General features: G+C 33.0%; 22 protein-coding genes and 1 tRNA gene. 4 read left to right on the top strand and 19 right to left on the bottom strand.

All coding sequences use genetic code 11. From position 1 onward, the window contains the following. From SD960_RS03410 to SD960_RS03390, 5 genes are all read right to left on the bottom strand, one after another. On the bottom strand, positions 1 to 768 hold the full coding sequence (locus SD960_RS03410) for a ParA family protein (RefSeq protein WP_042566029.1): 768 nt from the start codon (positions 766 to 768) through the stop codon (positions 1 to 3). Positions 769 to 995: 227 nt separating this feature from the next. Continuing rightward, positions 996 to 2249 (bottom strand): hypothetical protein, encoded by a 1254-nt coding sequence (locus tag SD960_RS03405; RefSeq protein WP_318800967.1) that lies wholly within the window; start codon positions 2247 to 2249, stop codon positions 996 to 998. Continuing rightward, positions 2212 to 4659 (bottom strand): DUF2339 domain-containing protein, encoded by a 2448-nt coding sequence (locus SD960_RS03400; protein ID WP_318800966.1) that lies wholly within the window; start codon positions 4657 to 4659, stop codon positions 2212 to 2214. Before SD960_RS03400 ends, SD960_RS03405 begins: the two co-directional genes overlap by 38 nt. A gap of 216 nt (positions 4660 to 4875) precedes the next feature. Next, positions 4876 to 5280 carry a septal ring lytic transglycosylase RlpA family protein gene (locus SD960_RS03395; protein ID WP_318800965.1) on the bottom strand — a complete coding sequence of 135 codons (405 nt, stop codon included), beginning with the start codon at positions 5278 to 5280 and terminating at the stop codon, positions 4876 to 4878. Positions 5281 to 5596: 316 nt separating this feature from the next. Continuing rightward, positions 5597 to 5671, bottom strand: a tRNA-Pro gene (locus SD960_RS03390). Positions 5672 to 5823: 152 nt separating this feature from the next. On the opposite strand from SD960_RS03390, the gene trxB reads away from it, so the two are divergent. After that, positions 5824 to 6771 (top strand): thioredoxin-disulfide reductase, encoded by a 948-nt coding sequence (gene trxB / locus SD960_RS03385; RefSeq protein ID WP_318800964.1) that lies wholly within the window; start codon positions 5824 to 5826, stop codon positions 6769 to 6771. A 140-nt stretch (positions 6772 to 6911) separates the two neighbouring features. On the opposite strand, the gene SD960_RS03380 is transcribed toward trxB, so the two are convergent. From SD960_RS03380 to SD960_RS03360, 5 genes are all read right to left on the bottom strand, one after another. After that, the gene (locus SD960_RS03380; protein WP_318800963.1) at positions 6912 to 7745 is read right to left on the bottom strand and encodes a GIN domain-containing protein; all 834 of its coding nucleotides are present in this window, start codon (positions 7743 to 7745) and stop codon (positions 6912 to 6914) included. A gap of 83 nt (positions 7746 to 7828) precedes the next feature. Continuing rightward, positions 7829 to 8563 carry a head GIN domain-containing protein gene (locus SD960_RS03375; protein WP_318800962.1) on the bottom strand — a complete coding sequence of 245 codons (735 nt, stop codon included), beginning with the start codon at positions 8561 to 8563 and terminating at the stop codon, positions 7829 to 7831. Between the two features lie 3 nt (positions 8564 to 8566). Beyond that, a complete protein-coding gene (locus tag SD960_RS03370; RefSeq protein WP_318800961.1) occupies positions 8567 to 10291 on the bottom strand; it encodes a PspC domain-containing protein in 1725 nt (574 codons plus the stop codon). 3 nt (positions 10292 to 10294) lie between these two features. Beyond that, positions 10295 to 10627, bottom strand: coding sequence for a PadR family transcriptional regulator (locus SD960_RS03365; protein ID WP_007804050.1), 333 nt, complete (start codon positions 10625 to 10627; stop codon positions 10295 to 10297). 148 nt (positions 10628 to 10775) lie between these two features. Beyond that, entirely contained in the window at positions 10776 to 11255 is a 480-nt protein-coding gene (locus SD960_RS03360) for a DUF4870 domain-containing protein (protein WP_318800960.1), read from the bottom strand. A 229-nt stretch (positions 11256 to 11484) separates the two neighbouring features. On the opposite strand from SD960_RS03360, the gene SD960_RS03355 reads away from it, so the two are divergent. Next, positions 11485 to 11937 (top strand): DUF4442 domain-containing protein, encoded by a 453-nt coding sequence (locus tag SD960_RS03355; RefSeq protein ID WP_318800959.1) that lies wholly within the window; start codon positions 11485 to 11487, stop codon positions 11935 to 11937. Positions 11938 to 12074: 137 nt separating this feature from the next. Here the strand turns inward: SD960_RS03355 and SD960_RS03350 are convergent, their stop codons facing one another. From SD960_RS03350 to SD960_RS03310, 9 genes are all read right to left on the bottom strand, one after another. Further along, positions 12075 to 12230, bottom strand: coding sequence for a hypothetical protein (locus tag SD960_RS03350; protein ID WP_318800958.1), 156 nt, complete (start codon positions 12228 to 12230; stop codon positions 12075 to 12077). Positions 12231 to 12264: 34 nt separating this feature from the next. Beyond that, positions 12265 to 12822 carry a hypothetical protein gene (locus tag SD960_RS03345; RefSeq protein WP_318800957.1) on the bottom strand — a complete coding sequence of 186 codons (558 nt, stop codon included), beginning with the start codon at positions 12820 to 12822 and terminating at the stop codon, positions 12265 to 12267. Beyond that, positions 12773 to 13156, bottom strand: a complete 384-nt coding sequence (locus SD960_RS03340) for a hypothetical protein (RefSeq protein ID WP_318800956.1) — start codon at positions 13154 to 13156, stop codon at positions 12773 to 12775. The genes SD960_RS03345 and SD960_RS03340 overlap by 50 nt, the downstream gene beginning before the upstream one ends. Before the next feature lie 26 nt (positions 13157 to 13182). Continuing rightward, the gene (locus SD960_RS03335) at positions 13183 to 15420 is read right to left on the bottom strand and encodes a multicopper oxidase family protein (RefSeq protein ID WP_318800955.1); all 2238 of its coding nucleotides are present in this window, start codon (positions 15418 to 15420) and stop codon (positions 13183 to 13185) included. Between the two features lie 10 nt (positions 15421 to 15430). Then, positions 15431 to 17965 carry a heavy metal translocating P-type ATPase gene (locus SD960_RS03330; protein ID WP_318800954.1) on the bottom strand — a complete coding sequence of 845 codons (2535 nt, stop codon included), beginning with the start codon at positions 17963 to 17965 and terminating at the stop codon, positions 15431 to 15433. Between the two features lie 363 nt (positions 17966 to 18328). Beyond that, on the bottom strand, positions 18329 to 18889 hold the full coding sequence (locus SD960_RS03325) for an AraC family transcriptional regulator (RefSeq protein ID WP_318800953.1): 561 nt from the start codon (positions 18887 to 18889) through the stop codon (positions 18329 to 18331). Between the two features lie 2 nt (positions 18890 to 18891). Next, entirely contained in the window at positions 18892 to 19419 is a 528-nt protein-coding gene (locus SD960_RS03320; protein ID WP_318800952.1) for a DUF3347 domain-containing protein, read from the bottom strand. 156 nt (positions 19420 to 19575) lie between these two features. Next, complete coding sequence (locus tag SD960_RS03315) at positions 19576 to 19995, bottom strand: hypothetical protein (RefSeq protein WP_318800951.1); 420 nt, start codon at positions 19993 to 19995, stop codon at positions 19576 to 19578. A gap of 38 nt (positions 19996 to 20033) precedes the next feature. After that, entirely contained in the window at positions 20034 to 20867 is an 834-nt protein-coding gene (locus SD960_RS03310; RefSeq protein WP_318800950.1) for an AraC family transcriptional regulator, read from the bottom strand. Between the two features lie 102 nt (positions 20868 to 20969). On the opposite strand from SD960_RS03310, the gene SD960_RS03305 reads away from it, so the two are divergent. Together SD960_RS03305 and SD960_RS03300 are read left to right on the top strand one after the other, a co-directional pair. Then, entirely contained in the window at positions 20970 to 22136 is a 1167-nt protein-coding gene (locus tag SD960_RS03305; protein ID WP_318800949.1) for an MFS transporter, read from the top strand. A 579-nt stretch (positions 22137 to 22715) separates the two neighbouring features. Next, positions 22716 to 25958, top strand: coding sequence for a TonB-dependent receptor (locus SD960_RS03300; RefSeq protein ID WP_318800948.1), 3243 nt, complete (start codon positions 22716 to 22718; stop codon positions 25956 to 25958). Positions 25959 to 25966 lie beyond the last annotated feature (8 nt).

The following is a 25966-nucleotide window of genomic DNA, read 5'->3' as shown; positions in this document are numbered from 1 at the left end:
CTATTTACTGTTTTTCTTTATAATTTCCTGAGCCAGATTAATGTAATTAACTGCTCCTTTGCTGGTTGCGTCATAATTAATGATGCTTTCGCCAAAACTAGGTGCTTCACTTAATTTTACATTTCGCTGAATTACGGTATCAAAAACCATATCATTAAAGTGTTTTTGAACCTCTTCTACAACCTGATTTGATAAACGTAATCTTGAATCATACATGGTTAGTAATAATCCTTCGATATCAAGATCCGGATTGTGTATTTTTTGAATACTTTTTATAGTGTTCAATAATTTCCCTAATCCTTCAAGTGCAAAATATTCGCATTGAATAGGAATAACTACAGAATCAGCAGCTGTTAAAGCATTAAGTGTTAATAAACCTAACGAAGGTGCGCAGTCGATAATGATATAATCATACTCGTCTTTTACACTTTCTAGTGCTTTTTTAAGCATGTACTCTCTGTTTTCTTTATCAACCAATTCGATTTCGATGGCAACAAGGTCAATGTGAGCTGGAATTACATCAACATTCGGAGCTGAACATTTAACAACAGTTTCTTTTGGGGTGTGGCTATGTTCAAGTATTTGATAGGTACCAATTTCCACAGATTCTACGTCAATCCCTAGACCAGACGTGGCATTTGCTTGAGGATCAGCATCGATCAATAATACTTTTTTTTCTAAAACACCTAATGAGGCTGCAAGATTTACAGATGTAGTAGTCTTTCCAACGCCTCCTTTTTGATTAGCAATCGCAATGATTTTGCCCATTTATTTTCTGAATTTTGAACCGTAAAAATACAATTATTTATGGTTTTTGAAAATCTATTTTGTTAACATTTGTGAAACTTTGATTTGCCGTTGTTTCGTGCGTGTTTGCAGATTTTAATTTTTGTAATAACGAAAAAATAACTCCGAAAATTCGTTCTATTTTTTCTTTAAAAGGGAATAAAACTCCACTTTTTGATTTTGAAGCAAAAATAAGGTTTGGCCAGATTTTAATTTTTCTCTTTTAAATCTTTTATTAAACTCGCTGTAAAGTACAAAATTGTAATTCCGCCCAATATAATGCACAGCCACATAAACCATCCTTGCTGCCAAAATGATTTGTCTGCAGATTGTTTTTTGGATAGTGTACTTTGTTGAATGTCATAAATAGAAGTTTGCGGTAAACAACCTTTAATGTTATTTTTAAAATCAGACAAATCATATTCAGGTTCGTTCAGGTTTTTATCGCCTGTTTTGATTGTGTACTTGTCATTAGTATATAATTCGACAATAGCTGAAACGGGTTTTTGGCTGTATTTTACTGATGAAATTGTCAGAGGCTGATTGTTTTTATTTTCGATTTTTATATAAAAATCCTTTTCGAACATTTCGGGTATTGTAAAGCTGTTTTTTGTGTTTGAATTTAATTCAAATGAAACAATTTCTTCGTCTATTATTTCAGTTTTTCGTTTCGATTCTCGTTTTACTTTTTTGTAAATAACAGCTTTTCTTTTGTAGTAAGTTGGATTCGAAATCTCAAAATCAATTTGATTGATAATTTGTGGTGCATCAAAAACAACCTGTAATTGAGTGTGTTTTTGAGGAAGAAGAAATTCAAATCTTATGTTTTTTTTTGGTTTGATATCCTGCAATATGTTTTTTTGAAGTTGAGTATTAAAATTACCAACTTTTAAAGCATTTATAGGAAGTGTTTTTTTGTCATCAAAATCAATTTTCAAATATTTATAAGTACTTAGCGGATATGAAATTGTCTTAACAACACTTGCTTCTGTAGTGCTATTCAAATCATATAAAGTTTGTGAATTGGATATTCCAAACCATTCTTCAAGATTATTGCTGCCAGAAATTGAATAGTTTTTTTCGACATCGGCATTAGCGATAAATAACGAAAGCTTATTGTTGTTTTTTACCGAAGGAATTGAAACCACTATCGAAGTGCTTTTCTTTGGGAAAACAGTTTTAGAAACAATTTCATATTCTTCAAAAGAACTTAATAAAGCTTCTGAATTGCTTTGAATGAAATACGGAACCTCATTTCCTTTGGAATTAAAGATTCTGATATCACTTAAATCCTGTTTTGAATAAGAACGAATTTCGGGCGACAAAATAATTTCATGAAAACCATTTTCTGTAACTTCTTTTATTTTTGCCGTTGTTTGAAATTGGGCAAACGAAAAATTTGTTAGAAATAAGAGAATAAAAAAACTATTTAATTTCATTGGTTTCATCAGGTTTGTTTTCATCAATAACTAAAACTTTTATTTTTTGATAAACGAATGAGATTATCAAAATTAGAATTCCTAAAAGGATAAAGGATATGATTTTTCCAGTTTCGGAAATGTTGCTGATATCGTAGAAAAACAATTTTGCAATTGTGAGTCCAAGTAAAGTCAGCGCAATAATTCGAAGGGTTTTAACTTGTTTTTTTATTCCGATAATTAAAAATGCAAAAGCTAAAACTCCCCATAAAACAGGAAATCCGGTTTTGATGATTTTAATTCTGGCAATTTTAATTATATCATCAGCAACAGCTGAACGAAGGTAGAGTAAATCAGCTTTGGTGTTGTTGGTTGCATAAAGTGCATTCGAATGCAAATCCTGCAGCGTAATTGGAGAATTCATCAAAATAAGACAATGAAGCATAACTTCTGAACTGGCGATATAAATGATGAAGAACGCTGCTGCCCAAACAAAATAACGGTTTTTGAAGAATTCAAAGCCGATATTTCTGTTGATTTGAAATAATTGATAAACAGAATATACAATTAAGGCCAGCGAAATATAATGCAGATAATAAGCTATCGGTCTTCCGAACCCTGATGTCAGGATTTCTTTATGCTCGAAAAAAGAATAGTTTAAGAATCCGAAAGTAAATAAAACAATGTTTATAATTATAATTACAGTAGCCAATATATAATTTAACTCTGTTTTCTTTTTAATTAATGCGAAAGTTAAAATGGCGCAGAATAATAAGTGATACACTGAAGGCAATGCAACAGCACTTTTTGAACTTTCAATATGCGTATTTGCCTGAAAAATAACTTCGAGTAAACCGGTTAAATACAATATAATAATTCCTGAAATAAAAGCGCATAGTTTATACTTTTCAGGATTAAAATGGATGTTTAAAAGTGTTATATTTTCTGTTTCATTTTTCAATAAAAACCAAACAGCCAATAAAGAAGAAAACGCAAAAACTCCTGTAACGAAAATTGGGTTAATTATGATTTTAAGAGGTAAATCGCTATTGTAGAATAAATTCCAATCCATGATTAAACTGATAATCATTAAGCCCTGAACAATTACAGAGCCAAAGCGATAACTTGCAATTTTTGATTTTTGCGAAAGCCATAACAACAAAACAGCTTCTGCAGCCCAGAATAAAGTGATATAATTACCTTCAAACTGAATAGGAATAGCAAGTGTTATAAAAGTTAGCGTTAATCCAATTAATAAGTAAACGGCCTTTTTGTCGAGACCAAATTTTTTGTACAAAAACCAGGCATACGTAAAATTTAAAAGTGCAATAATAGTAGTAAATAAACCTCTGAATTCTGAATGGAAATGGGCTAAAATCGCCATTCCGGCGCCATAAAATAAAAAGGTATTACTGGCTAATATTGTTAATTGTGTTTTAGAGAACTCTCCTTTTGTTCTGATATTATTAATGATATTCATTAAAATAAAAATAAAGTAGAAAGCAAAACCAAATGCCAAAGCGCCAATATAATGCGGTTTGATGGATTCAAGATCTTTGTAAAGCCAACCGCCGTATAATAAAATGGTAAATATATAAGCAAGTACATTGACAATATTCCATTTTTTATAATAAGCAATGGCTAAAATCCCGATGTTTAATATAATGATGTAACTAAAAAGAACCACATAATTTCCTTCACCCGTGCTTACCATAAACGGAACTGCAAAACCGCCAATTAAGGAAAGTACGGCAAGTTCGATTCGGTTATAAGATAATGATATTAAAGCACTAAAAGCGGTAATGATTACCATTATGCTAAAAGCAACGGTTTGATTAAACAGGTGGTAATCGTGAAAAGCGATTCCGATTGTAAAATAGAAAATTGCAATAGCACCCGCGACAATTACAGAACTAAATGCTGCATAATTTTTACGAAGTTTATGTGCAATTCCCATAACAAGTGCACCGCATAAAACGCCAATTCCAACTCGCGCTGGTTCATTGATCCAATCTTTATCAATAGCATATTTTACAAAATAACTAATTCCTAGAACCAGAATTAAAATACCAATTTTATTGATTAGGTTTTCACCGATGAACTTTTCTAAATCCGGATTTTTTTCTTTAAAATTTTCCCAGAATGATTTTTCCGGCTCAACAGGAACAAGTGGTTTTGGATCTGGTTTAGGTTCCGTAAATTGAAGATCAACAGATTCAGGTTCAATAGGTTTTGGTGAATTATCAATATCAGCTGATAATGCAATTTTTTCTAGTTGTTCGTCTAAAATCTTTTCTTCGACGACTTCTGGTTTAGCAGGTTCAGAAATATTCTGATTAGATTTTTCCGGTACTATGGTAAACTCTTCTTTTTTAACAACTGGAATTGGACTGGCAATAATTTCAGATGATTTTTCAATTGATTTTAACTGGTCTAATTTTTTACTGAGTTTCAAAATATCGTCTTCAAGATGATCAAAGCGACTTTTTATCGTATTGAGAATGTAAATTAGAAAACAAAATAAAACCACGAAAAGAAAAACTTCCATATTGTATTTAATAAGAGGTTATGATTTGGTAAATATAATAACATTTTAATAGGGTAAGTTTTTTTTACTTAAAAAGAATTAAGAACTATAACATGTAGTCTTCTGGTCGATTGTAAACACTCTTTAGTTTTCCAGAACCTCAATTTTTACTACAACTAATCCGCTTCCTTTATTAGAGGCAATATCCATAAAAGCTTTTTTGCTCAGATCAATTTCTCGTCCCTTAATGAATGGGCCTCTATCTGTCACTTTTACAATTACCGATTTGTTGTTTTTTGGGTTAGTGATTTTTAACAATGTGCCAAAAGAAAATTTTTTATGAGCAGCAGTAAGTTTATCGTTATCGAATCTTGCACCGCTTGCCGTTTTCTTGCCATTAAATTTATCATGATAATAAGAGGCATGCGCATTTTCTTTGTAAAATGTCAATTTCTCAATTGGTGTGTTTTCGCATATTGAATCCCGATTTTCCTGTGCGGCAGCAGTAAGAGAAAAAACGAAAAGAATATATATGAGTAGTTTTTTCATTTTTAAAATTTTGTGCAAAGGGAATCAATTGATAAAATTCTAATGTATTTGAGAAGCTCTATTAATTGCATAAAAAGACATAATTTATTATTTGTCTTGTAATGCTTTCATTGTCATTCGACAACAGGATGTTTAAAACAAAAATAAAGAGTGACAAAAAATAGGGTAAATATGAAAAGGATTTGCCAGAGTGGCAGGATTCGTATTTACGTCCATCCCGATTTTCAATCGGGACGCTATAACCGTTCTATTTGTGATTTAATTTTAAGTTTAGTGCAAAAAAAAAGTCTTTTCAATTAAGATGAAAAGACTTTTGTCGGGGTGGCAGGATTCGAACCTGCGGCCTCCTGCTCCCAAAGCAGGCGCGATAACCGGGCTACGCTACACCCCGTAAGCGGATGCAAATATAGTAATAAATTCCATTTCCAAAAGGAAAATATCAAAATAAATAAAACTTATTTTAAGATAGTTATTTAGGATTTATTTTGACAAGGATTTTTTATAATAAAGTTTACCTTTGCATCACTAAAAACTATACATATTATGTCAGATACAATAGAAAAAATTAAATGCCTAATTATTGGTTCTGGGCCTGCAGGTTATACTGCTGCAATTTATGCTGCCAGAGCAAATATGAATCCAATATTATACCAGGGAATGCAGCCTGGTGGTCAATTGACTACGACAAATGAGGTAGAGAATTTCCCGGGTTATGTTGATGGTGTTACAGGTCCTGAAATGATGGTTCAGTTACAAGAACAAGCAAAACGTTTTGGTGCTGATATTCGTGATGGCTGGGCTACAAAAGTTGATTTTTCAGGAGATATTCATAAAGTTTGGATTAACGATGCAATCGAATTGCACTGTGAAACCGTTATTATTTCTACAGGAGCTTCGGCTAAGTATTTAGGATTGCCTTCAGAACAACATTACCTAAATATGGGTGGAGGAGTTTCTGCCTGCGCTGTTTGCGACGGATTTTTCTACCGTAATCAGGAAGTTGTTATTGTTGGAGCAGGAGATTCTGCTTGTGAAGAAGCGCATTACTTATCTAAACTTTGTAAAAAAGTAACCATGTTGGTTAGAAGCGAAAAATTCAGAGCTTCTAAAATTATGGAAGAACGTGTTCGCAAAACTGAAAATATCGAGATTTTAATGAATCACGATACGGTAGAAGTTTTAGGTGATAACAACGTTGTTCACGCCATTAAAGCATTAAATAAAACAACAGGCGATGTAATTGAAATTCCTGCAACAGGATTTTTCGTTGCAATTGGTCATAAACCCAATACAGATATTTTTAAAGATTATATTACTCTTGATGAAACAGGTTATATTATAAATGTACCAGGAACATCTAGAACAAATGTTGATGGTGTTTTTGTAGCCGGTGATGCTGCAGATCATGTATACCGTCAGGCAATTACGGCTGCGGGTACTGGTTGTATGGCTGCACTTGATGCTGAAAGATATTTAGCAGCTAAAGAGTAAATTTTTGTTTCAGGTTTTCTTTGTTTCAGGTTTCAGGTTGTTGGAACCGTGAATTAGAAAACAATAAAAAATAAAGTCCCATTCGCCGCGGCGAATGAGACTTTTTTTATAGACTGTAAACTGCGACTGTAAACTGCAGACTATTTTAACTTCTTAATCAATTTTGCTTCTTCAGAAAAACGTGTAAGTTCAATTTTTGGATTTCCAAATAATGTAAGTTCTGATTTGTCTCCGGCAGCTATCGAAATAGTAGTTTCTGCAAGAATAGTTCCTGTTGAATATCCTTCGGTAGTAACATTTGCTTCTTTTAAGGTAAATTTTGTTCCTGTAAAAGTAGAATTGTTGTCTAAACGTATAGTTCCTTTTTCGGTAATTCCTTCAATTGCAGCATTTGCTTTTTGATACAAATCACATTTAAATTTTATGGCAGCTACCAATGCTTTAATCGAAGCATTTTTACTTAATTGTAACGTTCCATCATCAGATTTTAAATTCAATTCCGTTTTTGTTTTGTCATCAGCAATTAAAGTGAATTTTTTAGAATTGGCATTCAGAAATAATTTAGAATAATCATAACTGTTAAATGTAATATCGTCTAATTGAAGTTCTTGTATGGCATAAATAACAGATTCATTTTTTGCAATTACTTTGTTAAGCGATTTTGTGTAAGTAACGCGAACAATTAGTTTCTTAAAAATGGTGCTTTCTTTTGTTGTGTATAAACGAAGCATTCTGTCTCTTAAATCCATTCCGATTATTTCGTGTAAATTGTCATCGGCTTCAATTTTGATTTCGTTTTTCTCTCCACGTTCCAGATAAACTTCCAAATTGTCATCGGCTTCGATTCCATCAAATTCTCCTACTTCTTTAATAGAAGTGGTTACGATTTTAGATCCTTTTAGTTTCTCTCTTTTTTGTGCAAAAGTTAAGGTCGTAACTAATAATAATAGGAGTAAGGCTGTACTTTTTTTCATTAATTCTAGATTTGATTTTGGCAAATATAAAAAAATCATCCACTTTTGATGAATGATTTCTTTTATATTTAACAGATAAATATTTATCCCTGGCTGATGCTTCCTCCTGAACTTGATTTTTTCTCGATTGTTTTAGGAGCTATGTCGTAATTAATATGGCCTCCGCTGCTTGCTTCTGCTTTAAGGCTTACAATTGGATGCACATTTATACTTCCTCCGCTTGAAACATCTGCGTTTACTTCGTTTGCCAATAATTTTCCGGCATCAACAGTTGCACCGCTCGAAGCTTTTGTTTGAACTTTTAAAGCTTTTCCCTGAACGTTAATAGAACTTCCACTGCTTGATGTAGCCGAAATATTATCAGATTCAATGTTAAGATCCATAGTTGCTGCACTTGATGATTCAAGATCCATATTTTCTCCCTGAAAAACATTTTTACTTTGTACAGTTGAAGCACTCGAAGCTTCTATTTTTTCAAGAGAAGGTACTTTTACAGTAACTTTTTTCATTGTAATGTTGCGAAAAGAGCTGTATTTGCATTTAATTATTAAAGTTCCGTTTTCTACTTTAGTTATAATTTCTTTCTGCAAATTATCATCAGCTTCGACAGTAATTTCGGTTGCGTCAGATTGTTCGATTACAACATCAATAGCATTGCTTACAGATATGTTTTTAAAATCTCCCTCAACAATTCTTTTTTCAGTAGTCACATTTCCGCTGCCTTCAACAGTATTCATGTTAAAATTACAAGAGGCAAATAATAATGCGGTGATTGTGGCAATAATGAATTTCGTAATATGAATGATTATTTTGATCATGGCTTAGTTAATTTTGATTATTACTCCGTTTTTATCAGTGGTTAGTTTTCCTTTAGTTTTTTTTCCGTTTAAAACTTCTTTACCGTTAATCTTAACCGAAACTTCATTTATTGTATCATTGTCATTTTGATTTTCTTCAATGCTAACATCGTCATAATCATCTTCACTTGGCGGGCAATCAAAACATTTAATTTTAGAACCTTCTACTTTGTAGCTATAATTTCCACTAAAGTGTAAGTTGAAAAAATCATCTTCAGAATCGTCGTAATCCTGTACAGAAGAATCTGGCTTAAATAACTGTCCTTCTGGTAGGTATAGATAAATATCAACTTCTTGTCCTCTAAATTTGTTTTTTATATCCGTAAGAAAATAATTATCCAAAATTAAACGATTTCCGTTAATTTCAACCTTATAATTTATTTTTTCTGCTCTTTTTTTAGCATTTGTAAATGAATTTCCTCTTGCGCTTTTTTCTATTTGCAAGTATGCATTAGACTGATCAGTACGTAAAACATGCAAACGAACATCTGTAGAATAAATCAATTGATTGTTGGCAGAATCCTGTACAAATTGAAAATCTCTGTGGTGATCTAAGTCTTTAGCATAGTAATCATTATATCTAAACTTTACATAAAGTGTATCGTTTGGACTAATACCGATTTCTTTTTTCTCGATAGTTTTATTGTCATATGAAATTTCAGTGGCTTGTTTAATTCCAATGCTTATTGCAATTGCTACTGCAATAATCCAGATTGCTAACAAGGTATATTTTGTGATATTTCCAATTGATTTTAAATCTGGAGATAACAATTTGAAACCTAATAGCGTAAGGAAGAAAAACGGAATTCCAACTGCAAAGAACATCAATAAACCAAATGACCAGATAGGATAATCTGTAAAGTTTCCTGCATCAACAAAGTTTTGCCATGGGAAATCTACAAACACATTTGTTCCTAAAGTAAAAACCCCAATCAGTAACATGATTAAAACGCTAATCCCTGACATGATTAAAACTACTCCTAAAAATTTAGCGAAAATTTTAAAAATTGTCATGATAAAGTCTCCAAATGAACTACTTATTCTCTCAGCTCCCGACTTTACCTGGTTTCCCATTTTATCATAATCTGCACTTTTAAATTTATGAGATAACGATTCAATTTCTTCACGAACCTTTTTCTCAATGTTTGAAATGGTTACCGGTTCGCCGGTCATTTCTAATTTTTCAGAAGTTGTAACAGCTTCCGGCGTTACGATCCAAAGAACAAAATAAGCTAAGATTCCAGTTCCAAAACCTGCAAAAACAAATATTAAGAAGATGATTTTGATCCAAACGGCATCAATTCCAAAATAATGTCCTAAACCTGTGGCAACACCGCCAATCATACCTTTTTCTTTATCACGATATAATTTTTTGGTTTTTCTGTTTGCATAATCATTAAAAGACTGATTTGGTTTTTCGTCATCCTCAATGATGTAATCTTCAGGTTGTCCCATTACTACAATCACTTCTTCAACATCTTTCAGTCCCACAACATGTTTGTCGCTTTTTTGTTTTTCTGTTAATAGTTCAGAAACACGCATTTCGATATCTTTAATAATTTCATCCTGACCAGATGAGTTGTTTAATGATCGTTTTATGGCGTCAAAATAGCGCGTTAATTTTAAGTATGCATCTTCATCGATGTGAAAAAACATGCCTCCTAAGTTAATATTTACTGTTTTGTTCATGACTTATTGATTTTGATTGGTGATTAGTTTTACGGCGTCAGACAATTCTGTCCAGGTACCATTAAGTTCGTTTAAAAAAGTTTGTCCTATTTCGGTTAATCCATAGTATTTTCTTGGCGGTCCGGAAGTCGATTCTTCCCAGCGATAATTTAGTAAACCGTCGTTTTTCAGTCTGGTTAAAAGCGGATAAACCGTTCCTTCAACCACTAATAATTTTGCGTTTTTTAAAGTGTCTAATATTTCTGATGTGTATGCGTCTTTTTCTTTTAAAACAGATAAGATGCAAAATTCAAGAACACCTTTGCGCATCTGTGCTTTTGTGTTTTCAATGTTCATAATTTCATTTTGTTTTTTTTAGATTGAACAATTCGTTTTTTGATTGATGATTTTGATTGATGATTTTGATTGATGATTGATTTCGAATTTATTCTGTTAGAATTATTTCGTATAACTTATAACTTTTAACCTTTAACTTTTTTAGTTTTTACTTTATAAAAGGAATCGTTAGCGGATATTTGTAATATTCTCCGTTTGAAGTTTTTATTGAAGCATAAATCACTAAAAAGAATTCCACAACTTTTAACAATCCAAAAAGTACTACAGCTGTTGCACCAATTGTTAATAACCCGATGTTACCTTCAAAATTGAAATTTCTGATAACAAAATCTTCATCGTTAAAAACAGCTTCCATAGGAAGGTTTTGAAGAAATACAATGATGAAAATCGGAATAGCAATTAAAGCTAAGATCAAAGTGTAAAGCAATAAACTTAACTGAAAATTCAAAGCCTGTTTTCCGTGGTGATTTACAAATTCTGATTTGTCTTTGTAACTCGTCCAGATTAATATTGGAAAAATATAGTTTCCAAAAGGAATGATATACTGACTTAATGTACTTAAATGTGTGAACGTTGCAGTGTTCTTTTCTGATGTTGTTTCCATGATGAGTGGTGTTGTTGTTTCCATGATTAAAAGCATATAGTAATTTCTTATACAAATATATGGCTAAAAGACAGTATCTTGTTTTGCATAGTACCAAATATTAACAAAATATTAACAAAGTTGATATTTTATTTAACACAAAAAGATGCTGAAAATCAGTGTTAACACTTGATTTAATTGGCATCTTGGTAAAGTTTTAACCATTTATTGTGCGTGCATAGTTTTTTTGTATTTTTACATAAAAAAATAAATCATGGCAATTTCAGTTTCTAAACTCAACAAATTTGTATTTTTCAAATTACCGTCGGCGTATATTTGCGGTGTACGTGTTAAAGCTATAGATGATAAAACCTGTATAGTAAGCGTAAAACACAGATGGATCAATCAGAATCCGTTTAATTCAATGTATTTTGCTGTACAGGCTATGGCGGCCGAGTTAACAACCGGAGCTTTGGTGATTTCACAAATTCAGAAAAGCGGAAGAAAAATCTCAATGTTAGTAGCTAATAATAAAGGGAACTTTACCAAAAAAGCAACTGGAAGAATAACTTTTGTTTGCAACGACGGACATTTAATTGCCGATGCAATTAAAAAAACTATTGAAACAGGCGAAGGGCAAACCTTTTGGATGAAATCTATAGGAACAGATGAAAAAGGAGTTCAGGTTTCTGAAATGGATTTTGAATGGAGTATTCGAGTAAAATAGTTTTTTTAGCCACGAATTTCACGAATTTTCACTAATTCCAAAAATGCTTAAAGCTCTAAAAAAAAAATAATTCGTGGCAAACTAAAACATAAAAAAAGACCTCAATTGAGGTCTTTTTTGTTGAAATAGAATTTCGATTATTTTTTTGCGCAGCACGCTTTTTTATCTTTTGCTGTTTTTTTGCAGCATGATTCTTTTTTTGCTGTTTCTTTTTTAGGAGCCGGTTTTGTTTCTTGTGCCTGCGCACTAATTGTAAATAAAGCTATTGCTAAAAGGGTAAATGCTTTTTTCATTTTATTGTTTTTAATTGTTTTGTTCTAATATAATTTAATTTTCTGAGTAGAATTGAGAAACCCACTCGTCAAATTCAGCTTTATATGTTTCTTGTGCTTCTGCCAAAATTGCTTCTGTTTCTTCTATCGGATCGAGATTGAAATTTTCTTTCAGCCATACTTTATATTCAGGGAGATTTTCGCTTTCTTCATAATCGTCTTCATCTTTATAGAAATAAGCTTCTTCGTGATCTACAGAAATCTCGTTATCAAAAGTAAGCAACTGCATAAATTCAAAGATGTTTTTTGCTACAATATGATAACCGCCTTCATCACCAAAAACAACTATTGGCAGTTCGTTTAAAGATTTGTTTGAGTCGTTATTCCATAAAACATACATCGAACCAGATCCGTTTGCCTGTGCAAAAGGCATTAGTTTGTCTAAAAAAGCAGGATCTTCAGACCAGGTTGAAATTCCAGATTTATCATCTTCATATAAACCAAAACCCTGAGAGTATTTTTCGAAACCAAGTTCATCATTAATTTCAAAGAATAAAGCGAATTCATTTGTGATTTGATTGGTGAAATTCTTTTTGAAGTCTTCTAATTTCATAATTGTTAGTTATGGTAATACTATTTTTGAATAAATTTAATAAATAATAAAATGCTTTTAAAGATTCTTCTTCGTCAAAATTATTCTTTTCCAGAATCATGTTTCTATAACCAGAAGTTGATTCAGAATAATTTAATTGAAGAGCAACAAAATCATGAAATTCTGCCAAATCAGGAATAAGATCTTCTTTAATGGCATTTACAAAACAGTATAAATTATAGCCATTAATATTATTATATAAAGTAGTTAATGATTTGTTTCCAATATATAATTCTGGTTTATCACGAATAAGATCTAACAGACTATAAAGGTTAGAAGGTTTATGTTGATTCATATTATTTTTGAGCTAATATAAAAAAATTAGTAATTCAAATTCACTCCAAAACCAATTCCCATATCGCTATCATAATGCGTTGTAATTCCAAAATTTCTGGCTACAATATATTTCAAACCTCCCATATATTCTTTATCTGTATTCCACATTAAGTTCATTCTCAAACGTCTGGAAAGCGGAATGTCTTTGCGTTCAAACTGCAGTCTTACATTTCCGTCGGTATAAACCTCTACTTGTGCTTTTACAAGCATTGGTAAAGTATATTCCATACCGGCACTAAAAACAGAACGATTGTCTTTTGTATTACTTTGTCCGAAAAGATTTTGTTCCTGTTCGTCCATTCCCATTTTTCGATAGCGCCAGTCAAAACCAATAAAAGGCATAAACCATTGCATTTTTCCGATATAACGGCCAATATGGGTTTCGGTTTCATAACCGTGTTTGTCGCTGTAACCCAAACGCCATTCAGTACCAATGCTCCAGCGCGTGTTGCTGTACATGGCTTCACCGTCGTTTCCATTTGAAGCAAAATCATTTTCTGCCATGAAATGAAACATTCTATCGTCCATTTTTAGCATTTTATAAGCCATTTCAGGATGATGAATCAATGGATTTGGCGCTGAATTTTCATAACTAAAAATACGTCCCATTCCTGCCATCATGTGATATAAAATATGACAATGAAAAAACCAGTCACCATCTGCATTTGCCTGAAATTCTATGGTATCCGTTTCCATCGGCATAATATCAATTACATTTTTTAGCGGAGAATAATCACCATGTTCGTTTAAAACTCTAAAATCATGTCCGTGTAAATGCATAGGGTGACGCATCATTGAATTATTATACATTACAATCCGAACGTTTTCGCCTTTTTTAATTAATATTTTATCCGTTTCAGAAATCACTTTATTATCCATACTCCAAACATATCGGTTCATGTTTCCGGATAATTCAAAACGTAATTCTTTAACCGGGGCATCTTTTGGGAGCGTTGTTTTGGTTGGAGATTTCAGCATTCCATAATTCAAAGTTGTAATCTCGGCAGTTTGTGTAGTATCGTTTGCCATTTCCATGCCTTCCATATTATGCATAGAATGAGCCTCTGTTTTTGCAGATTCGTCTTCACCGGAAATTTCAGGATACATTACAGCATTCATGTCCATTTTGTTTAAAGACATATTCATATCCATATCATTCATTTCGCCATTCATCTTCATCATATCATTCATCATTTTCATCCCTTCAAAATATTTTAATTTAGGAAGATGAGCAACAGGCTGTTTCGTTCCGTCTCCCAGAAACAAAGAAGTTGATCCGGTTCTGTCTTCGGCTGTAGCCAAAAAGGCAAAAGATTTATTGTCTTCAGGAATTGTAACGACGATATCATAAGTTTCCGAAACTGCAATGATTAATCTGTCAACTTCTACAGGTTCGACATCATTTCCGTCGCTGGCCACAACCGTTATTTTTCCGCCGCCATAAGTAAGCCAAAAATAACTGGAGGCGCCTCCGTTGGCAATTCGCAACCTTACTTTGTCGCCTGCTTTAAATTGCGATAGCTGATCTTCATTTTTTCCATTAATTAAAAACTTCTCATAATAAACATCACTCACGTCCATCGCGTTCATGCGCTTCCATTCGTTGGTAATTTTTGTAGAAAATTGTCCTTTTTGGATCGCTTCAGAATAACTTTGCGTAGTTCCTTTTTTTATCGCAAACCAGTCGTTTGCATTGTGCAGCATTCGTTGAACATTCTCCGGTTTCAAGTCTGTCCATTCACTTAAGATAACCGGAATCGTTGGTAAATCGTCAATTCCTTTTCTAAAACTAGCATCGTCTTTCTTTTTGTTGATGATAAAAAGTCCGTACAAACCAATTTGTTCCTGTAAACCAGAATGACTGTGATACCAATAGGTTCCGTTTTGAATAATAGGGAAAGTATATTTGTGAGTTGTTCCTGGTTTTATGGGCATTTGCGTTAAATATGGAACTCCGTCTTCTTTATTAGGAAGAAATAATCCATGCCAATGCAGCGCAGTATCTTCGTTTTTTAAATCATTATGCACATAAATCTCTGCGATATCGCCTTCGGTAAAAGTCAATGTTGGCATCGGAATTTGCCCGTTTACGGTAAGGGCACGCTTTTCTTTTCCGGAAAAATTTACAATTGTATCCCGAACGTGTAAATCGTAACGAACTACTTTTTGTGCTTTTGTATTAAAAGCAATCAGAAAGACAATCAAAAAGGTATATAGTCTCATGTTGATTTTTTTAAAGATTTAGATTTCGCAATCGTAAAGCATTCACAATAACCGAAACTGAACTCAAACTCATGGCTAAAGCAGCCAACATCGGCGAAAGCAAAATCCCGAATACCGGATATAAAATCCCTGCAGCTATTGGAACTCCCAAAACATTGTATATAAACGCAAAAAATAGATTCTGTTTGATGTTTTTCATTACAGAATGACTTAGCTTTTTAGCTTTTACAATACCGTTTAAATCTCCCTTTACGAGTGTTATTTTGGCACTTTCAATAGCAACATCAGTTCCGGTTCCCATTGCGATTCCAATATTTGCTTGTGCCAAAGCCGGAGCATCGTTGATTCCGTCGCCGGCCATTGCTACAATTTTACCTTCGGCTTGCAAACGCTGAATTTCTTTCAATTTATCTTCGGGCAAGCAATCTGCTTTAAACGAACTTAAGTGTAAATTTTCAGCAACAGCTTTGGCCGTATTTTTATTGTCGCCTGTCATCATAATAACTTCAACGCCCTGATCTATCAAATCTTTAATAGCTTTTACACTGTTTTCTTTAATGGCATCTGTAATTGTTACATAACCAACAACAGTTTTATTTACAGATATATAAGAAACTGTTTTGCCTAAGTTTTGCTCTGCAATAATTTTCTTTTCAATATCTTCAGCAATAGAAGCATTAACCTGAATCATTAGTTTTTTGTTTCCTAAAGCGACTTTTGAGTTATTTACAGTTCCGATAACTCCTTTTCCGGCAACGGTTTCAAAATCCGGAACTTCAAGTAAAGTTTGATTTTTCGCTTTTGCAAAATTAACGACGGCCTGCGCCAAAGGATGCTCGCTGTTTTGATTTAGTGAAGCAATACTTTGCAATAATTCATCTTCATTATTATTGCTGGAATAGATTTTTTCTACAGATGGCTTTCCTTCTGTAATGGTTCCGGTTTTATCGGTAATTAGAACATCAATTTTATTCATGTTTTCGAGTGCTTCAGCATTTTTTATCAGGATACCGAATTGTGCTCCTTTGCCTACACCAACCATAACCGACATTGGAGTTGCTAAACCTAAAGCGCAAGGGCAGGCAATTATTAAAACCGCAATGGCATTTATTAATCCATATATATAGGAAGGTTCAGGACCGAATTTTGCCCATAAAATAAAAGTCAAAATAGAAATAGCAACAACAGTTGGAACAAAATATTTAGCCACTCGATCTGCCAGTTTCTGGATTGGTGCTCTCGAACGACTCGCATCATTTACCATTTGAATAATCTGCGAAAGCAAAGTTTCTGAGCCTACTTTTTCGGCAATCATTACAAACGATTTTGTTCCGTTTATGGTTCCTGCAATTACAGGATCTCCCACTTTTTTATCGACAGGAATAGGTTCGCCTGTAATCATGGCTTCGTCAATACTGCTTTCGCCAGTGGTAATTTTTCCGTCAACCGGAATTTTTTCTCCTGGTTTTACGCGTAATAAATCTCCTTTTTTAATATTATGAATCGAAATTACTCTATCATGTCCGTTTTCGACCAAAGTGGCCTCGGTTGGTGCTAATTTCAATAATTCTTTTATAGCGCCGTTGGTTTGCCCATGTGCTCTGGCTTCTAATAGTTGCCCCAATAAAACTAAAGTGATAATTACCGTTGCGGCTTCAAAATATAGATGAATAGTTCCGTGATGCGATTTAAATTCAGAAGGAAAAATATCTGGAAAAAACATTCCGGCAATACTAAATAAGAATGCAACACTTGTTCCAATTCCAATTAGCGTAAACATGTTTAGATTCCATGTAATAATTGATTTATAAGCACGAACAAAAAACATCCATCCGGCATAAAATAAAACCGGAATTGAAAATAAAAACTGAACCCAATTCCAGTTTTTAATAGCCATAATTTTAAAAAGAGGATTATCAGGTATCATTTCTGACATTGAAATAATAAAGATTGGAAGCGTAAATAAAATTGCAATCTTCATTTTCTTTAATAAATCAGTATAGGTTTTGTTTTCTTCATTTTCAGAAACCTGCATCGGAACCAAATCCATTCCGCAAATTGGGCAATCGCCAGGTTCGTCCGAAACAATTTCGGGATGCATCGGGCAGGTAAATTGTGTCGCATTTATGGCAACTTGTGGCACTAAATCCATTCCGCAAACGGGGCAATCTCCCGGTTTGTCATACGTTTTATCGCCTTCGCAATGCATCGGACAATAAAAAACTCCAGTTGTATTGTGATTGTGAGTTGTTTCTTTTTTATGATGATGTATTTTATGTTCCTCTTTTCCGTGACCGGAACAACAAGATTTAATTGCAGGTTCTGAGCCATTTTTAGGAGAATTCATCTCAATGGTATACTTTCCGGCTTCGGTTAAAACTTCTTGTAATTTCTCAGTCGGAATATGTTTTTCCATTGTAATAGTCGCCAATGGAGGATTTAAAGTTACTTCTGCCTGAATTCCTTCTACTGCGTTTAAAGTTTTTTCAACTTTCTTGCGACAGCCATCACACGACATTCCTGAAATTATATATTGGTGAGTCATTGTTTTATCTTTTAAAGTATTACAATGCAAATTTCTGAAGTGAGGTTTACTTCATGTTGTATAATTTTGAGAATGATTTGTAAGATTTACGAATGGTATTTAACAGTTAAGAACGCAAAGTTTTGTCTAAAATAATTTGCGAATCTTTGAAAGATATAGCCAATGGTTTCAACCATTGGAACGCAACGAATTTATCCGATATGCGCCCTAATGGTTGAAACCATTGGCTATGTTTGTGATCTTTGCATTCTTTGCGGTTCACAGAAATGAAGAATTAGGCGCCTATTATTGCCTTAAAACAAAAAACTTTGCGACTTTGCGAGATTAAAATAATATAAACTTTTCTTCTTTAGAAAAACTAGATTACAAATTCTCAATCTCTATCCGTTTTTTATCTTTCGATTGTTTAAAGTGTGTAGGTGTAAAACCCGTAATTTTCTTGAACTGATTGCTTAAATGCGCGACATTACTATAGTTTAAAATATCGGCGATTTCACTTAACGAAAGCTCGTTGTAAACAAGTAATTCCTTTACTTTCTCAATTTTCTGACTGATAAAGTATTTTTCGATCGTTGTGTTTTCGATTTCAGAAAAAAGATTGCTCAATGAATTATAATCCTGGTTGAGGTTTTCTGCCAAATAATCAGAAAGATTAATTTTGAGCTCACTGTTTTTATGATGAACCAGTTCAACAATCAAATTTTTTATTTTCTCGACTGTTTTACTTTTTTTATCATCTATTAAATCAAAACCTAAATCTTGAAGATTTTTAAGTAAAACTTCTTTTTGACTCTCAGTAATAGGATCTTGCAGTTCAACTTCGCCCAATTCAACAGAAATAGTCTGAAGTCCGAGTTTTTCAAGCTCAGACTCCACGACCATTTTACAGCGAGCGCACACCATATTTTTGATGTAAAGCTTCATATTTATTTGATTGTTTCAACCACGTTTCCACAAGTCAGCATCGAAGATCCGTAGTACGGATTCTTAACTGCTTTTTCTTTACTCAACCAATCAGCATCGGCCATTGGGCAATATTGTTTGTAAACAACTTCATTAGATTTTGAAACCTTAATTAGTTCGTAAGTGTTTTTTGAAAGCGATTTAAAAGTCTCACGTTGTTTCTTAAGATCTGTCGTAGCCGAAATAATTTTAGCATCTGCACTTAGTTTTTTCATCACTTTCATCCAGGCAGTATGTTCGTCGTTTTTTAATTTGTCCATTTTTACCGCAGAAATAGCCGTTAATAAAGCTGCAGCTTTCGCCGAAGTTAATTTACTGTCACTTTTTATAAGTGCATCTTTTACTGTAAAATAAGCATTGTAAACCGGTTGTAACTGACTTGAATCTACATCTTCTGTAGTAGTTTCTATTTTAATTGTAGTTGCCTGAATGCTATTTGCATTCAATACTAATGCAATTATTGCGATTATAGTTGAAATTGATTTTTTCATTTTATGTAATTTTAGTAGAGAATATAAATCTTCTCTAAGTTCATAAATATTTTTTTGAAAGATTGTCTCGCTCAGCCGCAGAAACATAAGGTTTAATATTCTTAGTGCCTTAGCGACTTTGTGGCAAAGCCCCAATTATGGCTGTCACAAATACAATTATCCTATTTTTGGCGGTTGCCAAATAAAAGTAAAGCCGTCAGATAGACTACTGTTTTTATAATAAGGAATTGTCTTTTTAAAAGAAAAATTAAATAGATTATTATTGAATTCAAATTCATTTATAGCAATCAGACTAAATTGCAATCCGGATGCAGTACAGCCAGAATGATCACATTTTCCGCTACAGCCGTGTTGGTCCTTTTTTGAATCATGATTTTTTTTGCAACAATCTTTTTGACAAGAATCAGCAGTTTCTTTTTTTGAAATTTCTTTCTTTTCACAAGAAGTTGTTTCAGGATTTTTTCCACAAGCATAACCCATATTTGACATCAAAAAGAAGCCAAGCGTTAGCATAAGAAATAATATGTGGATTTTTTTTGTCAATGAAAATGCTTTTAGAATTACAAATTTAGCCATTTTTTTTAAGAGCGGCTATTTATTTAAGATTTCCAATTTTATGTTTTCTTGAAATCTGTAGGTTTCATGTTTTTTCGTTTTTTAAAATAATTCGACAGATGGCTTTCATCGGTGAAACCAAATTCATACGCAATTTGTTTAATTGGCAATTGATTGTTGTGAATTCGTTTCTCGATTAAAGTTGTTCGTAGATTATGGATATAATCACGATAACTAATAGAAAATGTTCTTTTGAAATAAGCGCTAAAATAAGTTTCGGCAATATTAAAATGACTTGCAATTACTTTTATCTGAACCAGTTTTGGCTGATAAATGTTTTGATGAATATAGGAAGTGATTTGCTCGTTATCAATAGAATTCCCTTTAATAACAAGATTCAAACCGCGCATGGTTTCTTTGATTAATCCAAAAATCGAAAGAATCTGGTAAAACACAATAGGTGAGGTCGAAACATCGGTTTTGCAATTATAAGCAGCGATGTTTTCGATAGTGTTTCTTAATATTGTTTTGCAGGGATCATCTAATTTAAGGACCGTTTCTTTTAGTGTTTTATCGCGCATGAAACTTTCAGGAGTATGAATTAAGAATTCGTCGCAAGTAAGGTTCTGTTTTGAATTGAAATAATTATCTGTAAACTTAATATAAAAGAAACGAGTGCTTTTTTTGATATCAAAATAATGCTCATCTTCCGGCGAAATCACAAATAGATCTCCAGATTTATATGGTAATAGGTTGTTGTTCAGATGATGAATTCCACTTCCTTTTTTTATATAAATAATTTCATAATAAGTATGCGTGTGTGGCGGAAGGTGAAATTTCTCATCTTCAAATTCATCGATAACCAGGGTTTTAAATTGATTTAAGATCGGCATAACTTAAATTTACAAGTTTATATCGCAAATGTACAACTTATTTTAATCTGTATAGTGTTAAATTTGCTCCATAGAAAATCTATTCCTTTCTTGTAAAAACAAATGAAAAAAAGTCTTATTGCACTCTCATTGGGAGGCTTAACTATAGGTATAACCGAATTTGTGATGATGGGTTTATTGCCTGATATCGCCTCAGATATGAAAGTCTCGATTCCCGTTGCAGGATATTTAATTTCATCTTACGCTTTAGGTGTTGTTATTGGTGCGCCATTATTGGTAATCCTTGGACGAAATTTTGCTCCAAAAAAAATGCTTTTAATTTTAGCTTTAATGCTAACAGTATTTAATGCGCTTTCTATTATTGCGCCAACTTATAATTTTTTGTTTGCTTCACGATTTCTTTCCGGATTGCCACATGGTGCCTTTTTTGGAGTAGGAGCGGTAGTTGCAAGCCGTTTGGCAGATAAAGGAAAAGAAGCTCAGGCAATTGCGATTATGTTTTCTGGTTTAACATTGGCTAACTTAATTGGTGTTCCTATTGGTACTTATATAGGGCATCATTTTATTTGGCGTTATACTTTTGTATTAATTGCTGTTGTAGGTTTACTCACCTTTTTGTTTATTTATTTGTGGATGCCAAACTTAGAGAAAGGTAATACTGTGAATATGAAAACACAATTGAAGTTTTTCAAGCAAATAGATGCATGGCTAATTATCGGAATCACCGCAATTGGTTTTGGAGGTTTGTTTGCCTGGATTAGTTATATCGCACCTTTACTAATAAATGTTTCTAAGTTTTCACCAGAAGATGTTTCTTATATTTTGATTTTAGCAGGATTTGGAATGGTGGTAGGAAACTTTGCTGGCGGTAAACTGGCCGATAAATTTTCTCCCGCTCCCACAACATTGGCTTTATTGTTTGTAATGTCTGTTGATTTAGTTTTAGTTTACTTCTTCTCTTTTAATCAATATGTTTCTTTGTTTCTAACATTTTTAACGGGCGCTATTTCTTTTTCGGTTATTGCGCCAATTCAAATGTTAATGATTAGAACAGCGAAAGATGCTGAAATGATTGCTTCGGCTTCACTGCAGGGAAGTTTTAATATAGGAAATGCACTAGGAGCTTTTCTTGGCGGATTGCCTCTTGTGGCCGGGTATAGTTATGCATCTCCAAATCTTATTGGTGTTGCAATGGCTGTTATTGGCATGATTATTACTGTTATTTTAATACAACGCCGAAAAACTTCGGTGCAGTTGCAAAGCGCTTAAATAAAATACATATTCTAAATAGAACCCTTGGGCATTTATTGTTCAAGGGTTTTTTTGTAACTTTTAAGTTAATTTTTTTAACGTTTGTTGATGATTTTTTTATTTCTGAGAACTGAGTGTTGAACTGAGTTACGTATTATTTTATTTGTTAATTTTTAGGACGAATAACTTCCTTTGAAATTATTTTAAGTGTGATTTTTACACCTGATAATTTTATAATATTTCTTCATGTAATCGATTGTTTTTTCATTAAAAAGACATCAAACAGGTTATTAATAAAAATATATTTAATATTTATAATAGACATAAATTACATATGTCATATAAAAAATAACTTTATTTTTTGATATGTAATTTTTTTTGGGAAATTTTTATGAATTTTAATTTTTTATCTAAAAAAAATATCTATGTTTGTGTAATCGATTACATGTTGTTTTTCAATGTAAAAAAGATTCTTTTTCCTGAATAGAAAAATCGTTGTAGTTGTAATTGCTAAAGCTTCCAAAAAAATTTTATAAAATATAGAAAAAACAAAAAACCACTAAAAACTAGACTAATTAATAACTTAAACACAAAACCATGAATTTTAAAGATTTATTTAATAAAAAAACAAAATGCTGTTTAGCACTTGTTTTCTTATTAGGCTTATTTATGAGCAATCAAATAAGTGCGCAGAATGTTACGCTTGAAGGTACTGTAAAAGATGACGCAGGTTTGGGACTTCCTGGTGTTAATATATTAGAAAAAGGCACGAAGAATGCTGCCTCAACTGATTTTGACGGCCGCTATAAGATCAAACTTAGCAACCCAAAAGCAGTATTGAGTTTTTCCTTCATAGGTTTTAAAACCAAAGAAGTATCGGTTGATGGAAAAACAAAACTAGATATTTCAATGACTGAAGATTCAAACAGCTTAAATGAAGTAGTAGTAATTGGATACGGAACATCAAAGAAATCTGATTTGACCGGTGCAGTCTCTACTATTTCGGGTAACGATTTGAAAAAAGTACCGGTTGCAAATGTTGCTGAAGCTTTAACAGGCCGAATTGCAGGTGTGCAGGTAACTTCATCAGAAGGTTCTCCGGATGCAGATATTAGAATTAGAGTTCGTGGAGGCGGATCTCTTACTCAGGACGCTTCACCGTTAATTATTGTGGATGGATTTCCAATTAATAGTATGAATGATATTTCTTCATCTGATATTGATTCGATGACTGTTTTAAAAGATGCTGCTTCAACTGCAATATACGGATCACGTGGAGCAAATGGGGTAATTCTTATTACAACAAAACGTGGAAAAGACGGTAAAGTAGCTGTAAACTTTAATATGTTTTATGGTATGAAAACGATGGCAAATCAAATTGATGTTTTGTCGCCTGAAGATTATACGAAGTGGCAATACGAATATGCTTTATTATCACAAACAGGAACAAAAGTAGCTTCTGATCCAACTTCTTATACGCAGTATTTTGGAAATTGGCAAGATCAGGATATGTACAAAGGTTTGAAGGGAGACAATTGGCAAAAGCAAATTTTCGGACGCAGAGGAGAAGTGCAAAGTCGCGATTTAGGAATTAGAGGCGGAAGTGATAAGATTAATTATAATTTTAATTATGCTCATTATGATGAAAAGGCAATCATGATAGGTTCGAATTATAAAAGAAATAACCTTTCTCTGGCTTTAAATAGTAAAATAAGTGATAAGATTGATGTTGGTTTTACGGTGCGTTATTCAGATACTGAAATTGATGGGGGAGGTGTAAATGAACAAAATGAAAAATCTTCATCAGATTCGCGTATGCGTACGATTGTTGGTTATGCCCCGATTCCAGTATCAGGTTTGACTTCTGGAGATGTTTCTGGAGATGGCACAGATGTATTGATAAATCCTTTTACCTCTATTTCTGATAATAACCGCCAGCAATTTCGTAAGAATTTCAACATGTTAGGAACTTTTGGATGGGAGATTGTAGATAATTTAAAATTGAAAGTAGATTTAGGTCTGGACAATTTTAGCACTTTAGATTATCGTTTTTACGGTCGCAGCACTTATTATGTAGCGAATGCTCCAATGAGCACATTACAGGGTAAACCGGCAATGATTATGTCAGATGGTAAGGATAAACGTTTTAGAAATGCTAATACATTAAATTATGATTTCAAAAAAATAATGGGTGAAAACCATCATTTGACAGCTCTTCTTGGACAAGAAAGCATCACATATACTTCAAATACATTAACGAATACGATCCATGGATATCCTAACTTTTTTGATTTTGATCAGGCAAAAACATTAACAACGCAGGGAACACCAGCATCAGTAGATAATAATTATAGTCCTGATGATAAATTATTGTCATTTTTTGGACGTGCAAATTATGACTACAAAAATCGTTACATATTATCAGCTACATTTCGTGCAGATGGTTCAAGTAAATTTTCAGAAGATAATCGTTGGGGATATTTCCCGGCTTTTGCAGCAGGATGGAAAATTTCTGAAGAGAGTTTCCTGAAAGGAACCAGCTGGCTAGATCTTCTAAAAGTAAGAGCCAGTTATGGTGAAGCAGGAAATAACAATATACCTGTTGGGCAGCAAATTCAAATTTTTCAGTCTACACCAACAACATGGATCAATGGGGTAACTAGTGTTTGGGCGCCTTCTAAAACAATGCCTAATCCTGATTTGAAATGGGAAACAACAGTAACTCAAAATTTTGGTTTGGATTTCGGATTTTTCAAAAATCGCTTAAGTGGTAATTTTGATGTATATAAAAATATTACGAGTGATTTGTTAATTAATTTTCCGGTTCCGGGTTCAGGATATGATTTTCAATACCGTAACATGGGAGAAACACAAAATACAGGTTTTGAAGCTACTATAAATGTTGTGGCTATCGAAAAAGCCAAATACGGATTGAATTTTTCATTCAATATGGGAGTCAACAAAAACCGTATTAACTCCTTAGGGGTTATGAATAATTTTGGAGCGGCTACAGGTTGGGCCTCTTCACAAATTGGAGATGATTATCTGATAGAAGTTGGTTCTTCGCTAGGAACTATGTATGGTTATAAAAATGACGGAAGATATGAAGTAGCGGACTTTGATTATGTAGGAGGAAAATATGTTTTAAAAACAGGAGTCACTCCTACTGCTACTACTTTAGTGGGGGACGGAAGTTCTCTTAAACCTGGAGATATGAAATTGAAGGATGTTAATGGAGATGGTGTAGTAGATCTAAAAGATAAAACAATTATTGGAAATGTTAATCCTAAAAGTTCGGGTGGTTTCGTTATCAATGGAAATGCTTATGGATTTGATTTAATGGCAGCTTTTAACTGGAGTATTGGTAATGATGTATATAATGCTGATAAAATTGAATTCTCGACAGCTACTGCATCAGGGGAATATAAAAATTTAAATTCTACTATGGCAGACGGAAAGAGATGGACAAATCTGGATCCCGTTTCAGGTCAGTTAGTAACAGAACCTACTGCATTAGCTGCCCTTAACGCCAATACAACGATGTGGTCTCCTTATATGAGAACTGCAATATTTACAGATTGGGCAGTCGAAGATGCATCATTTTTAAGATTGAATACTTTAACATTAGGGTACACAGCCCCTGAAATGTTTACATCAAAACTTGGAGTTTCTAAATTGAGATTCTATCTGACAGCAAGCAATGTTTTTGTTTGGACTAACTACACGGGTTCTGATCCGGAAGTTTCAACGAGAAGAAAAAATCCACTGACACCAGGGGTTGATTCAAGTCCTTATCCAAGAAGCAGACAAATGGTTTTTGGGATGAATCTTAATTTCTAATTTTAAAT

The sequence above is a fragment of the Flavobacterium sp. MMLR14_040 genome (genome assembly GCF_033657265.1).
Classification (GTDB): Bacteria; Bacteroidota; Bacteroidia; order Flavobacteriales; family Flavobacteriaceae; genus Flavobacterium.
The sequence above is the reverse complement of the archived record's forward strand: the minus strand, read 5'-3'. Positions and strand labels throughout refer to the sequence as shown.